At 69.1% G+C, this 13,602-nt stretch carries 7 protein-coding genes; 5 read left to right on the top strand and 2 right to left on the bottom strand.

From position 1 onward, the window contains the following. Nucleotides 1–105 precede the first annotated feature (105 nt). From ACF08M_RS20445 to pglZ, 3 genes are all read left to right on the top strand, one after another. Nucleotides 106–2,010 carry a DNA/RNA helicase domain-containing protein gene (locus ACF08M_RS20445; RefSeq protein WP_392186665.1) on the top strand — a complete coding sequence of 635 codons (1,905 nt, stop codon included), beginning with the start codon at nucleotides 106–108 and terminating at the stop codon, nucleotides 2,008–2,010. Nucleotides 2,011–2,105: 95 nt separating this feature from the next. Next, the gene (locus ACF08M_RS20440; protein WP_392186664.1) at nucleotides 2,106–6,002 is read left to right on the top strand and encodes a phage resistance protein; all 3,897 of its coding nucleotides are present in this window, start codon (nucleotides 2,106–2,108) and stop codon (nucleotides 6,000–6,002) included. 5 nt (nucleotides 6,003–6,007) lie between these two features. After that, entirely contained in the window at nucleotides 6,008–8,920 is a 2,913-nt protein-coding gene (gene pglZ / locus ACF08M_RS20435; RefSeq protein WP_392186663.1) for a BREX-2 system phosphatase PglZ, read from the top strand. A 131-nt stretch (nucleotides 8,921–9,051) separates the two neighbouring features. Here pglZ and ACF08M_RS20430 read toward each other — a convergent pair whose 3' ends face one another. Further along, nucleotides 9,052–9,816, bottom strand: a complete 765-nt coding sequence (locus ACF08M_RS20430; RefSeq protein WP_392186662.1) for a DUF3800 domain-containing protein — start codon at nucleotides 9,814–9,816, stop codon at nucleotides 9,052–9,054. 64 nt (nucleotides 9,817–9,880) lie between these two features. Between ACF08M_RS20430 and brxD the strand changes: the two genes are divergently transcribed. Together brxD and ACF08M_RS20420 are read left to right on the top strand one after the other, a co-directional pair. After that, nucleotides 9,881–11,215, top strand: a complete 1,335-nt coding sequence (brxD, locus tag ACF08M_RS20425; protein ID WP_392186661.1) for a BREX system ATP-binding protein BrxD — start codon at nucleotides 9,881–9,883, stop codon at nucleotides 11,213–11,215. After that, the gene (locus ACF08M_RS20420) at nucleotides 11,215–13,365 is read left to right on the top strand and encodes a DEAD/DEAH box helicase (protein WP_392186660.1); all 2,151 of its coding nucleotides are present in this window, start codon (nucleotides 11,215–11,217) and stop codon (nucleotides 13,363–13,365) included. Before brxD ends, ACF08M_RS20420 begins: the two co-directional genes overlap by 1 nt. Here the strand turns inward: ACF08M_RS20420 and ACF08M_RS20415 are convergent. Then, nucleotides 13,338–13,595 carry a hypothetical protein gene (locus tag ACF08M_RS20415; RefSeq protein ID WP_392186659.1) on the bottom strand — a complete coding sequence of 86 codons (258 nt, stop codon included), beginning with the start codon at nucleotides 13,593–13,595 and terminating at the stop codon, nucleotides 13,338–13,340. The genes ACF08M_RS20420 and ACF08M_RS20415 overlap by 28 nt on opposite strands. Between the last annotated feature and the right edge of the window lie 7 nt (nucleotides 13,596–13,602).

The following is a 13,602-nucleotide window of genomic DNA, read 5'->3' as shown; positions in this document are numbered from 1 at the left end:
GAACGAGATCATCTGCGGCCCGACGGGCTTCCGTTCCGCGTCAGCGGACTGAAGAGGACATGCCCCCACCCGCACGAGCTACTTCGTGCTGCCTGGGGGCATTCCTTGCTGTTCCGTGAGTCCGCCGCGACCGTCGCCGCCCGCAACCTCGAAGGGACGCTGGCGCTGCACCTGATGGAGAACTTCCGGCACGCGCACGGCCACCGGCCCGGAGCGTCCGAGGTGCGTTCCTGGGAGCGCAGCCTTCCCGCTCTCACCGGCGCGCTGCTCGACGCCGGACTCGACGACGTCGAGATGCTGATCGAGTACACCCTCCCCCTGACCAGCAAGCGCGCCGACGTGATACTGGCCGGGGTCCACCCGTCGACCGGCGAGCCGTCGTACGTGGTGGTCGAGCTCAAGCAGTGGAGCCAGGCCTTCGCCGAGGAGGAGGATCCCCTTCTGTGCCGGATAGACGCGTATCCGCGTCCCGTGCTCAATCCGATCGAGCAGGTCCGTGGCTACTGCTCCTATCTGCTCTCGTTCAACGGTGCGCTGGAGCGGGCGCCGGAGTCGGTCGCCGGAGTGGCGTTCCTGCACAACGCGACGGAGTTCGGCATCAGCTCCCTGCGTGAGGTCCCGGAGGACCTCCAGGGCCGTATGTACACCGCCGAGCAGCGCGGGGCGTTCCTCGACTTCCTGCGTTCGCGGCTCGCGCCCAAGACCGGGGCGGGGGCGGCCGATCTGCTCGTCCAGGGCAGGACGCGCCCGTCGAAGCAGCTGATGGCCGTCGCGGCGGCCGAGGTCCGCGACCGCGAGCAGTTCATCCTCCTCGACGAGCAGCGGATCGCCTACGAGCTGGTGCTGTCGGCGGTGCGCAAGGCGAAGCGGTCGAACCACAAGCAGGTGGTCGTGGTGACCGGCGGGCCCGGTTCCGGCAAGAGTGTCATCGCGCTCTCGCTCCTCGGTGAGCTGTACCGGCGCGGTGACACCGCCTTGCACGCGACCGGTTCGGCTTCGTTCACCAAGACCATGCGCAAGATCGCCGGCGCCCGAAAGCCCGAGGTGCAGCAGCTGTTCAAGTACTTCAACAGCTTCATGGCCGCCGAACCCAACGACCTCGACGTCCTCATCTGCGACGAGGCGCACCGGCTCCGCAAGACGTCCGCCAACCGCTACACCAGGGCCGCTCTGCGCACCGACCGCCCGCAGGTGGCGGAGCTGATCGACGCGGCCCGGGTGCCGGTGTTCCTGCTCGACCAGCACCAGGTGGTGCGCCCCGGCGAGATGGGGACGAAGGAGCAGATCAAGGACGCCGCCACCGCGCAGGGCCTCGACTGCGTCGTGGTGGAGCTGGACAGCCAGTTCCGCTGCGGCGGCAGCGAGGCCTACGTGAAGTGGGTCGCGAACCTGCTCGGTCTCGAGGGCGACGGGCCGATTGTCTGGGAGCCGGACGGCAAGGTGGAGCTGCTGACCGCCGACAGCCCGCAGCAGCTGGAGGACTTCCTCGTCGCCCGCCGCGAAGAGGGCGAGGGGAAGAAGTACAGCGCGCGCATGGCGGCCGGGTACTGCTGGAAATGGACCACGAGGATCACACCGGAGATGTCCGAGCTGCCCCGCGACGTCGTCATCGGCGACTGGTCGCGGCCCTGGAACGTGCCCGGCGACCGGTCCCTGTTCGGCGCCCCGTCGGCACCGCTCTGGGCCAACGATCCGGCCGGTTTCGGCCAGGTGGGCTGTGTGTACACCGCCCAGGGCTTCGAGTACGACTGGTCGGGCGTGATCATGGGACCGGACCTGGTGTGGCGCACCGACCAGTGGGTGGTGGACCGCACCGCTTCGAAGGACCCGATCTTCACCAAGGCGACCCCTGACGCCGAAGTCAACCGGCTCATCCGCAACACGTACAAGGTACTGCTGACCCGGGGCATGGTCGGGACGATGATCTACTCCACGGATCCGGAGACCCGCGAGAAGCTGCGCTCGCTCGTCCATCCGGAGACAGGGGCCAAGGCGGCCGTTCCCGCTTGATCCGGTGATTGCGGAAGTATTGGTCCGTTGTCGTACCTACGCCATACGATCGGACGGCACCCTTGCCACCGCCCGCCGGAGAGTGAGACCCGCCCATGGCCCAGCAGCCGCCCCTGCTCCGCGATGTCATCGACATCAAGGAGTCCCTCTCGACCTCGGACTTCGTCCTCCAGCTCTCGGAGGCGACGACCCGGGAGGGCGCCGAGCGTGCTCTGCGGGACTACGTGGTCACGGAGCGGCTGCGGGACAACTTCGACGAGGCGCTGGGGCTGATCAAGGCGGCACTGGACGGTCACACGTCCAAGGCGGCCTATCTGCACGGCTCGTTCGGTTCCGGTAAGTCGCACTTCATGGCGGTGCTGCACGCCCTGCTCAGCGGCAGCCCCGCCGCCAGGTCCCGTGACGATCTCGACCCCGTACTGACCAAGCACGCCTGGCTCGGCACGGCCGGGAAGAACTTCCTGCTCGTGCCGTACCACATGCTCGGGGCCAAGGCGCTGGAGCAGCGGGTCCTGGGCGGCTACGTCAGCCACGTGAAGAAGGTGCGCCCCGAGGCGCCGACGCCGCAGGTGTACCGGACGGACGCGCTCTTCGACAACATCCGCTCTCTGCGCGAGCGTCACGGGGACCGTTTCATCATCGACGGCCTGGCGTCCTCGGACCCCGACACGGCGGACGACGATGACGAGTGGGGCGAGGCTTTCGCCTGGGAGCCGGGCCTCCTGGACACGGCGCTCGCCGCCGAGGAGGTGCACGAGTCCGGCCAGGCGCTCAACCTGGTCAGCCCGTCCACCCCGGCCGAGCTGCGGGCCCGTCTCGTCGAGGACGCGAGCACCAACCTCCTTCCCGGGTTCACGAAGAACGCCGCGGAGGACGAACACGGGTTCATCTCCCTGGACGCGGGCCTGTCCGTCATCGCCGAGCACGCCAAGTCTCTCGGCTACGACGGTCTGATCCTCTTCATGGACGAGCTGATCCTTTGGCTTGCCACTCTCATCCACGACCAGAAGTTCGTCGCCCGCGAAGCCAGCAAGATCACCAACTTCGTGGAGGGCGGCGACGCCCGCCGTGCCGTCCCCGTGGTGTCCTTCATCGCCCGCCAGCGCGACCTGCGGGAGCTCGTGGGCGAGGAGGTGTCGGGAGCGGCCGAATCGTCCATCCAGGACACCCTCAACCTGGCGTCCGGCCGCTTCGACAAGATCACGCTGGAGGACCGCAACCTCCCCCAGGTCGCGCACGCCCGGCTGCTGACCCCCAAGGACCCGGAGTCGGCGGCGCTCGTCAACGCCGAGTTCGAGAAGACCCGCAAGGTCCGCCAGGAGGTGTGGGACACCCTGCTGGGCTCGGACCGGGGTACCGACGGGGTGGGCGCCGACGAGGAGAGCTTCCGGCTGACGTACCCCTTCTCGCCGGCCTTCATGGACACCCTGGTCCATGTCTCCTCCGCGCTCCAGCGGAACCGGACGGGTATGAAGCTGATGGGCCAGCTGCTCGCCGACCACCGTGACGAGCTGCGGCTCGGCGACCTGATCCCGGTGGGCGACCTCTACCCGCTGATCACGGCGGGCGGCGACAAGCCCTTCACCGACAGCCTCAAGGTCGTCTTCGAGGCGGCCGACAAGCTCTACCGCACCAAGCTCCGACCGTATCTGCTCGGCACGTACAACGTGTCCGAGGAGGACGTCGAGCAGTACACCCACCGCGGCCCCGACAGCATCACCGACCCGGACCTGCGCGGCCGGGTGAAGACCTTCGTCGGTGACAACCGGATCGTCGGTACCCTGCTGCTGTCCGCTCTCGCGCCCAGTGTCCCCGCGCTCGCCGACCTCACGATCCGCCGCCTCTCCGCCCTCAACTACGGTTCCGTCGTCGCCCCCATCCCGGGGCGCGAGTACGGCATCCTGAAGAACAAGGTCGCCGAATGGGCGGGCCGTTTCCCGGAGATCAAGGAGACCGGCACCGACGCCAACCCGGGTGTACGCCTCGAACTGACCGGCGTGGACGTCGACTCGGTCATCGCCAACGCAAAGGTCAACGACAACCCGGGCAACCGCCAGGCACTGGCGAAGCGGATCCTGTCCGAGGAACTCGTGCTGGAGCACGGGCAGCTGACGAGCCGGGTGAACTTCGACTGGCGCGGCACCAGCCGCAGCGCCGAAGTCGTCTTCGGGAATGTCGCCGACGAGGAGGAGCTGCCCGACCACGAGCTGATGCCACAGGAGGACGGCCTGTGGCGGATCGTCGTCGACCTTCCGTACGACGAGAGCGAGTACGGGACCGCCGAGGACGTGGAGCGCATGCGCCGACTTCGCGAGAAGCAGCTCCAGGGCGAGCGTTCCCGTACGGTCGCCTGGCTGCCGGCTCATCTCTCCGCGCAGCGGTACACCGACTTCTGCCGTCTGGTGGTGATCGACAAGGCGCTCTCCGACGGGCAGCGTTTCGACAGCCAGTACGCCGGCCACCTCAACGCGGACAACCGCGCCCGCGCCAAGGGCCTGCTGGAAACCCAGCGCGAGTCCCTGCTGAAGAACGTGAAGGCAGCCTTCAAGCAGGCGTACGGTCTGGCCGAGAAGAAGCCCACCGATGTGGAGCTGGGTTTCGGCGACCACCTCCAGTCGCTGCGCGACGTCGACGGACTGGTCTTCTCCATGGGCCAGTCCCTGCGCGACGGTCTGCGGCACGTCGCGGGCAAGCTCCTGGCGGACCAGTTCCCCGACCATCCCGACCTGGATCCCGACAACACCGGCATCCCTCTGAAGGCGGCCGACGCCCGCAAGGTCTTCCCCCACATCCAGGCAGCCGCCGAGGCGCGCGACGGACGGACCGAGGTCCCGGCCCAGGACCGCAAGCTCCTCCAGCGCATCGCCGGTCCGCTCCGCCTGGGACAGCAGAAGGAGGCCTACTTCGAGCTGTCCCTGTACTGGGCCGACCACTTCCGGCAGCTGGCCCGCGAGCGCGGCGTCACCGGCGACCTCTCCGTGATCACGCTGACCGACTGGACCGACCTGCCGCAGCCGCGCGGACTCCCCGACTTCCTCACCCGGCTCGTCGTCGCCTCGTTCGCCGAGATGGACGACCGGGTGTGGGTGCGCGGTGGCATGCCGCTCGACCCCGCACCCGAGCTGTCGCAGATCAAGGACGTCGACACGCTGCGCAGCCAGCCGCGGCCATCGGAGGAGGGCTGGGAGACAGCACGCCTGCGCTTCGAGACAATCTTCGGGAAGCCCGCTCCCACCCTGCGACGCGGGCGCATGGTCAACCAGTTCGCCCGTCAGATCATCGAGCAGGCACGCCTTCACGAGGACTACGCGGTCGCTCTCGTCACGAAGCTGGAGGAGCACGCAGGATTCCTCCAGCTCGACGCCACCGATGAATCGGGGCGGCTCCCGCTCGCCCGGCGGTCCGTCGAACTACTCAAAACCCTGACCCGGACAGCAGGGCAGGGCGCGGCCGGTGCGAAGAAGACGGTGGACGCGTTGGCGGCCTTCGACCTCGGGCAGGTCGGCGCGGACCGTTTCGGCTCGTCGATCACCCAGGCCAAGGACGTGGCCAGGGCCTTGACCGACGCATCCTGGACCACACTTGAGCTGGCCACCAACGAAGGCCCCGAGGGACAGGCTCTGCTGGACTCCCTGCGCAACGCGGCAGGTGACGACCAGCGGACCAGCCCCCTGCCGGACGCCTTGGCCCGCACCCAGCGCGAAGTCCTCGCACTGATCAAGCGCAACCGCGCCGCAGCCACTCCCCCGCCGCCCGCTCCCGCCGCACCGAGCGCCAACCAGGTGCCGCTGAACACGGACACCAGTCACCCTCCCGTCCCCACCGACCGCGCTCCCGCACCGGCTTCCGGCGGCTCGCGGGTGCAGCGGTCGGGAGGGGGCCGCACCACAGCCTCGCGTGCCGTGGCGGAACTGCAGGCGGAAATCGCTGAGCTGGCCGCACGTGAGCCCGGTGCGGCAGTCGAGATCACTTGGCGGGTCGTCGAATCATGAGCTCCATGCAGGTGACCACGCGGCTGACTGCCGCCACCATCACCCAGTACCTGTCGTCCCAGACATCGCTGGCCGCCTCCCTCACCGGTACCGGGCGTCGCCGTGCGGTCCTGCTGCGCTCCGCGCCCCAGTGGGACGGTCCCGCCGAACCCGCGTGGGGCGACGGCCGCACAGCCCGTATCGCTGTGGCCCCCTCCCCGTTGGCAGTACACGAACTCCTTCTGGACCACCTCGGTGAGCAGACCGCAGTTCAGGACTCTCGTTCCGGCGGCCCCGCTGTGCTCGTCGTGCTGACGGACCGCGAACAGAGCGAGCTCGACCCCGCGATCCTGGCCCGCGCCCACAAGAAGCGCATCGACACGCTCGACAGCTGGGACGTGGTACGCGAGGCCTTCGGTGCCGAACAGGTCGACACCCGGCTCAAGAACGCCAACTGGGCCGCGGAAGCCCTGCTGGACGCGACTCCTCCCGGTGGCTGGCCCCCGCTCGCGGGTGGTGTGCTGTCCCGGCAGAAAGCCCTCTCCGCACTTGCTCTGCGCCGTCTCAGGCTCGGCAGGTACGACACCGAGTCGGGTGGACGGCCGGTGACCGGAGCAGCGGACGCCCTCGACACCCGCGCCCTTCTTGGCTGGTCCTTGAGTCCCGGTGGCCCTGAACGACTGCTGGAACTGCGGGGGCCCGAACGGGCCGGTCTGCGGGAGTTCCTCGGTGAAGCGGACCAGGCGGGACTGGCAGGCGAGGCCCTGTTGGCTCTGGTCGAGGCCGATCATGGCGCGGACGCCGTGGCATTCGGGCTGGTGTGCGGCGCACTGTGGCTGCACGCGGCGCCCGACGCCGACGTCTACCGGGCGCGAGGCCGCGCCGAACGCTGGTTCGGCGAGCAGTCCTTGCCCTCCGGAGAGCAGCTCGATGCCCTGGCGTCCTCATTCGGACGTGCCTGCGAGGAATACGCGAGTGTACTGCTGACCGCTGCCACCCGAGACCGGGACGGGGAGAACGACGAGGCCCGGGAGGCACGCCGGACCAGCGACACCATCCTGGACCGGGCGTCCTCCCTGGTCCGGCAGTTCGGGGCCGAGTCCGCCGCCCAGGCCAGTCCCTTGCTTCCCCTGGGACTGGAAGCGCGCTTCACTGCGGTGGGGCGGGCTCTCGAAGACCGGCGCCCCGGCCCCTTGGCCGAAGCCATCCGCGACCTGGACGATCACCGGCGTGCCGAGGATCCCGACGCCCGATCCCGCATTCGCAGGGCCCGGATGGGCGGGCGCCTGGCACAGTGGCTCGCCGGCGAACCCTCCGTGGCGTGTGACTCGACAGGTGACGGGATAAGGCGCCATCTTTCGGAGACCGGGTGGGTGGATCAAGCCCTGGAACACATCGAGGCCGGCGGAGACCCGGACCCCGTCCTGCGCTCCGCGTACGACAAACTGGGGGCGCACGTCCGGGAACGACGGCATGAGATCGACCGGCACTTCGCGCGGTCATTGGCCACCTGGACCGCAGCGGGCACGCACCCCGGATCCATGCTCACCGTGGAGTCCTTCCTCGACCGGGTCGTACAGCCCGTGGTCCGAGGCACGGACAGTCGACGCGTTCTGCTGCTTGTCCTGGACGGCATGAGTGCGGCGATCGCCACCGAGCTGGGCGAGGAACTCCGCTCCTCGTGGGCCGAGTTCGACCCGGTCAGGGAAGGCGAGCCGCGCCGTCGGGCCATGGCCGCCGCCCTGCCGACCCTCACCGCTGTCTCTCGTACGTCGTTGTTCGCCGGGCGGCTGATGAAGGGGGCCCAGGCGGACGAGAAGCGGCTCTTCCCTCAGCAGAAACTGTGGGGCGGCGCTCAGGCGGCCGTGTTCCACAAGGACGACCTACGCGCCGCGAGCGCCGGAGAGACTTTCGGCCCCGGTCTCGGTGACGCACTGGCCGACGGACGCACCCATGTGGCAGTCGTCCTGAACGCCATCGACGATCGTCTGGCCAAGGAACAGAAGCTCGGCGACGGGGCGTGGCGGGCTGCGGACATCCCCGGTCTCGTCGACCTGCTGAGGGTTGCCGCAGCCCAGGGCATGGCGGTCCTGATCACCAGCGACCACGGGCACGTCGTGGACCGGCACGGCACGAAGGTCGGCGCGGACACTCCGGAATCGGCCCGCCACCGCCTGCCGGACAGGAAGCCCGGCGCGACGGAGGTGGTGCTGGCCGGCCCACGGGTGGTCTGGCCCGACCCCGGTGCGTCGATCGTGGCCCTCTGGGACGCCGATTCCCGCTACACCGCGCACAAGGCCGGCTACCACGGCGGTGCCTCCCTTGCGGAGTTCGCCATCCCCGTCCTCGCTTTCCTGCCCTTCGGAGCGACACCGCCCAAGGATTGGCGGGAGCTGGGCGACCAGCGGCCCCCGTGGTGGTTCCTGGACGAACGCGCGCCTGCTCCCGCACCCGTACCGGCCCCATCCGGCGTCGCGCCCCCTTCCAGGAAGCCGGTACGGCAGGCACCGTCGAAGACGCAGGCCGAACTGGCCCGGACACACGATTCCCTCTTCGACGTCGTGATCGTCCCGTCGGACGAGACCACGGACGCCCTGGTCACCCCGGAGCTGCGCACGCAGACGGAGATGCTGGTCGCCGCGCTCTTCGCCTCGGCGGCCTTCCAGGACCAGGTGGAGCTCCTGGCCCGCAAGCCGCGCGAGCGCGAGCTGGACAGGTTCCGGCAGGCCGTACAGGAGCTCGCCGATGCCGGGGGGACCCTGCCGGTGACGGCGCTGGCACAACGCGTCGACTTCCCGGTCGGCCGTGCGGACGGCTTCGCGGCGGTCCTGCGCCAGCTGCTCAACTACGACGGGGTGCAGGTCCTGGAGACCCTGCCCGACGGGCGCACCCTGCGCCTTCACCAGGGGCTTCTGCGGGACCAGTTCGGTCTGGGCTGAGAAGGGGGCGCACTGCGTTCACGGGGGCAGCCGTGCCGCGTCCTGGCGTGCTAGCCTCGGTCTCAGGGACGTCTCCAGAAATCGACGCCCGGTTCGCCTCAGGCCCCGCGGAAGCGGGGCCTTTGTGCTGCTCAGCCCTGATGCGTCGGCACGGGAGAGGCGAGTGGGCCGGCGGACTGCTCCGGAATCCAGCAGTGCTGATGAGCGACCCGGGGAGCTACGTAGGACCACAGCTTCTCGTTGGTGCGACGCGCCCGGGGATCTCTGTCCTGGCCGCTGGCCAGCCGCCGGTGCAGGTAGGCGATCAGGTCGGCCGCCTGCAGCAGGCGGCTCGCCTCCGACGGCGCAAAGTGAATGGTGTCGACGAGACACGGCAGCGTGTTGCTGACGCTCTCGCCCGTGCCCGCCTGCTGGTAGTCGCGGAAGTGACGTCGGTGGTCATTCGCTCCGTCGATCTCGTCCGCGATCACCAGCGCCAGTTCGTCCCGCACCTGCACGTGTGCGCAGATCTGCTCCAGCAGATGCCGCAGTACCGTCTCATGGGGCGGCGGGCAGTCGTCAGTGCGTCGCGCTCCGGCCGCCTTCAGGTCGAGCCCACGGATGATGACCTGTACGTCATGTGCGCCGATCGCCTTCATCGCGTCCGCGTACACCCCGATGCGGGCGCGCACCATGTTGTGCCCCTTGTTCCCCATCCGCGTCCAGTCGTCCCTGGCCTGCACCAGGGCATGGCCGTGCAGTTCAGCATGACGGTCGACGGGATAGTGATCGGCCGCCTTGGCCACCACGGAGTCGAGGGCTTTGTGCAGCGGTCGTAAATGCTTCTCCGCGACCACGAGAGCGACCATCCAGTAATGGTCTCGGTCGTACGACTCATCGACGTAGGTCAGCAACACCCCGTGAGTGTTTCACACAGCCGTCGGTCCGGGCCTCGATCATGCGGAGTGAGAGAATGTCACGGTGAGTTCACTGAAGCCGAATCCCTCTTCCCCCGCATCGGCCGTCCGTCGGCGGGCGGTCGTCGACGCGCTGCGCCGCGGGGCCGTGCCTCACAGTGGACTTGACCTGCTGGCCACGGGCCTCGACCGGTTCGAGGCAGCACTTGACGCCGAGCTCGACGCGGTTGCCTCGGGCGGGGCGGTGTTCAAAGCCGTCCGAGGGGAGTACGGCTCCGGCAAGACGTTCTTCACCCGATGGCTGGGCGAGCGGGCCAAACGTCTGGGCTTCGCGGTCTCCGAGATCCAGGTCTCGGAGACCGAAACCCCTCTGCACAAACTGGAGACCATTTACCGAAGGCTCACCGAGCGGCTCACGACGGCGAGCTTCCCCCCGAGTGCGCTCAGGCCGATCGTGGACGCCTGGTTCTACGCGCTGGAGGAGGACGCCCTGGCGGCCGGGGCCACCGAGGGGGAACTGGCCGGTGAGGTGGAGACCCTGCTCACCGCCAGGCTGGCTGAAGTCTCCCGGCACGCCCCCTCCTTCGCGACCGCGTTGCGGGGATACCGGGCCGCTCTCTCCGAGGGCGACGAGGCGACCGCTGCGGCGGTGCTCGCCTGGCTCGGCGGCCAGCCGCATGTGGCAGCCGCTGCCCGGCGGTCGGCCGGAGTCCGGGGCGATCTCGACCACTTCGGCGCTCTGGGCTTTCTGCAAGGGCTGTTGACCGTGCTGCGCGATTCGGGGCACCGCGGGCTGTTCGTCGTGCTGGACGAGGTGGAGACGCTCCAGCGGGTGCGATCCGACGCACGGGACAAGGCACTCAACGCCTTGCGTCAGCTCATCGACGAGGTGCACTCCGGCCGCTTCCCCGGCCTCTACCTGGTGATCACCGGGACCCCCGCCTTCTACGACGGACAACAGGGCGTACAGCGCCTGGCCCCGCTCGCGCAGCGCCTGGCCACCGACTTCACCACCGACCCGCGTTTCGACAATCCCCGTGCGGTGCAGTTGAGGCTGCCCGGTTTCACCCAGGACTCGTTGGTGCATCTCGGCCTGACCATCCGCGACCTCTACGCGGCAGGTGCCACAGCCCCCGACCGCGTCAGAGCGCTCGCGGACGACGCGTATGTCGCGGACCTCGCACGGGCGGTCGGCGGCGCGCTCGGCGGCAAGGTGGGCGTGGCACCACGGCTCTACCTGAAGAAGTTGGTGGGTGATGTGCTCGACCGCGTCGACCAGTTCGACGACTTCGACCCGCGGCAGGACTACAAGCTGACGGTGAACGGCAGCGAACTCAACGATGTCGAGCGGAACGCGGCGGCCGACCGCTCGGCCGACGACATCGAACTGGACCTGTGATGGTGGGGCTCCTTCCCTCGGACGACCCGGTGGACCGGCTCGACCCGGTCGTTCTCCATCACGTGGTGAACACCCTGGGCTGGCCGGATCTGCGACCGATGCAACGGGCGGCGATTCACCCGCTGATGGACGGCGAGGACGCCGTTCTCCTCGCCCCCACCGCCGGTGGAAAGACCGAAGCCGCCTGTCTGCCGATCCTGTCGGTCATGTCGGAGCAGCGCTGGACCGGAACCTCCGTCCTGTATCTGTGTCCGCTCAAAGCGCTGCTCAACAACCTCGTGACGCGTATCGACGGATATGCCCAATGGCTCGGCCGCCGCGCCGCGCTGTGGCACGGCGACACCAGGGAGTCGCAGCGGCAGCGCATCCGCAGCGAACGGCCGGACATCCTGCTCACCACGCCGGAGTCGCTGGAAGCCATGCTCATCGGCGTCAAGACCGATCACGCACACCTTCTGGGAGGTGTGCGTGCGGTGGTCGTGGACGAGGTCCACGCCTTCGCGGGCGACGACCGTGGCTGGCATCTGCTCGCGGTGCTGGAGCGCCTGCAACGGGTCGTCGGACACCCCATCCAGCGGATCGGGCTGTCGGCGACCGTCGGCAATCCCGAGCACCTGCTCACCTGGCTGCAGGGTTCGGGGGCTGGGAAGAGACCGGCTCGCGTCATCGCCCCCGATGTGTCCGACCGCAACACGTCCCAGGCTCCCCCACCCGGCGAAGTGGAGCTGGACTATGTCGGCTCCCTGGAAAACGCCGCCAAGCTGATCACGGCGTTGCACCGGGGTGAGAAGAGGCTGGTGTTCTGTGATTCCCGACGGCAGGTCGAGCAGTTGGGCGCTGCACTGCGCGAGCGCGAAGTCACGGTGTTCCTCTCGCACGCATCGCTGTCGGCAGCGGAGCGAGCCAGGTCCGAGCAGGCCTTCGCCGAGGCCCGCGACTGCGTCATCGTGTCCACGTCCACGCTGGAACTGGGCATCGATGTAGGTGACCTGGACCGTGTCATCCAGATCGACTCACCCAGCAGTGTCGCCTCGTTCCTGCAACGCATCGGGCGTACGGGGCGGCGGCCCGGCAGCACGCGCAACTGCCTGTTCCTCGCCACCGGGAAGGACGCCTTCCTCCAGGCGGCGGCGCTACTTCTGCTCTGGGGCAAGGGCTGGGTCGAGCCGGTGACCCCGCCGCCCGAGCCGCGCCACCTGGTGGCCCAGCAACTGCTCGCCGTCACCCTGCAGGAACAGCGGATGGGTGACCGGTTGTGGCCCGAGCAGTGGAACGGGCTGGCTCCCTTCGACCTGTCGGCGGAACCGATCGTGCGCCATCTGACGAACCAGGGCTTCCTCGACTCGGACGAGGGCCTCCTGTTCATCGGGCCCGAGGCGGAAAAGCGCTTCGGCCGACGGCACTTCATCGAGCTGACCGCGTCCTTCACCGCTCCCCCGCAGTTCACCGTCCTCTCCGGACGCACCGAGATCGGGCAGATGGACCCCTCCGTACTGACCGAGGAACGCCCGGGTCCCCGTCGGCTCCTGCTCGGAGGGCGCAGCTGGCAGGTGACGTTCATCGACTGGACCCGAAAACGGGCCTTTGTCGAGCCGGCCGACGGCGGTGGAGTCGCCAAGTGGAACAGCGGCTCACTTGTCGGTCTCTCGTACACCCTCACGCGCGCGATGCGGGAGGTCCTGTTGGGGACCGACCCCCCGGTCTCACTCACACGCCGGGCCGAGGTGTGTCTTGCCGAATGGCGAGAAGAGGAGGCCCACGAACTCGTTCACCCGGAAGCCACTCTGGTGGCCCGCCACGGCAACGACGTCCGCTGGTGGACCTGGGCCGGTTATCGCGCGAACGCGACACTTGCAGCGACGCTGCCTTCGATCGCCGATCCGGTCCAACGGCCGACGGACTGCTATGTGCGCCTGCGCGAAGACCTGACTCCCGGCATGTGGCGTGCAAGCCGTGAGTCCGCGGGCAACGGCGAGCCTCTGGTACTCCCGGACGTCGACCGCCGCGCCGTGCACGGCCTGAAATTCTCCGCGGCCCTGCCTGAACGGCTCGCGGTGGCCACAGTCGCGGCGAGACTCGCCGATTTCGACGCGGCACGTGCGGTCCTCCAGGAACCCGTGCGTCACCACCACGTACAAGGCGCTGGCTGACCAGCGAGCCCGCGCACGATCGCGTTGCCAGTTCTGCCCGTCAAGTACTGCCAACGGACGGCGTGGAGAAACCATGCCCGCGCGAGCAGATCGGTGCCGGTGGCGGCCAGCTGATTCAGCCGAGCGGCGGAGGCGAAGTTCCGGTCGCCCGGCAGCAGCATCCCGGCCCGCAGGTTCACCGTCAGGCGGCGGGCGTACTCCGGCTCGCCAGCCGTGACCGGACCGAACACGGCCCCG

The sequence above is a fragment of the Streptomyces sp. NPDC015032 genome, from assembly GCF_043080425.1.
Lineage (GTDB): Bacteria > Actinomycetota > Actinomycetes > Streptomycetales > Streptomycetaceae > Streptomyces.
Note: the sequence above shows the minus strand (reverse complement) of the source record. Positions and strands in the feature narration are given on the sequence as shown.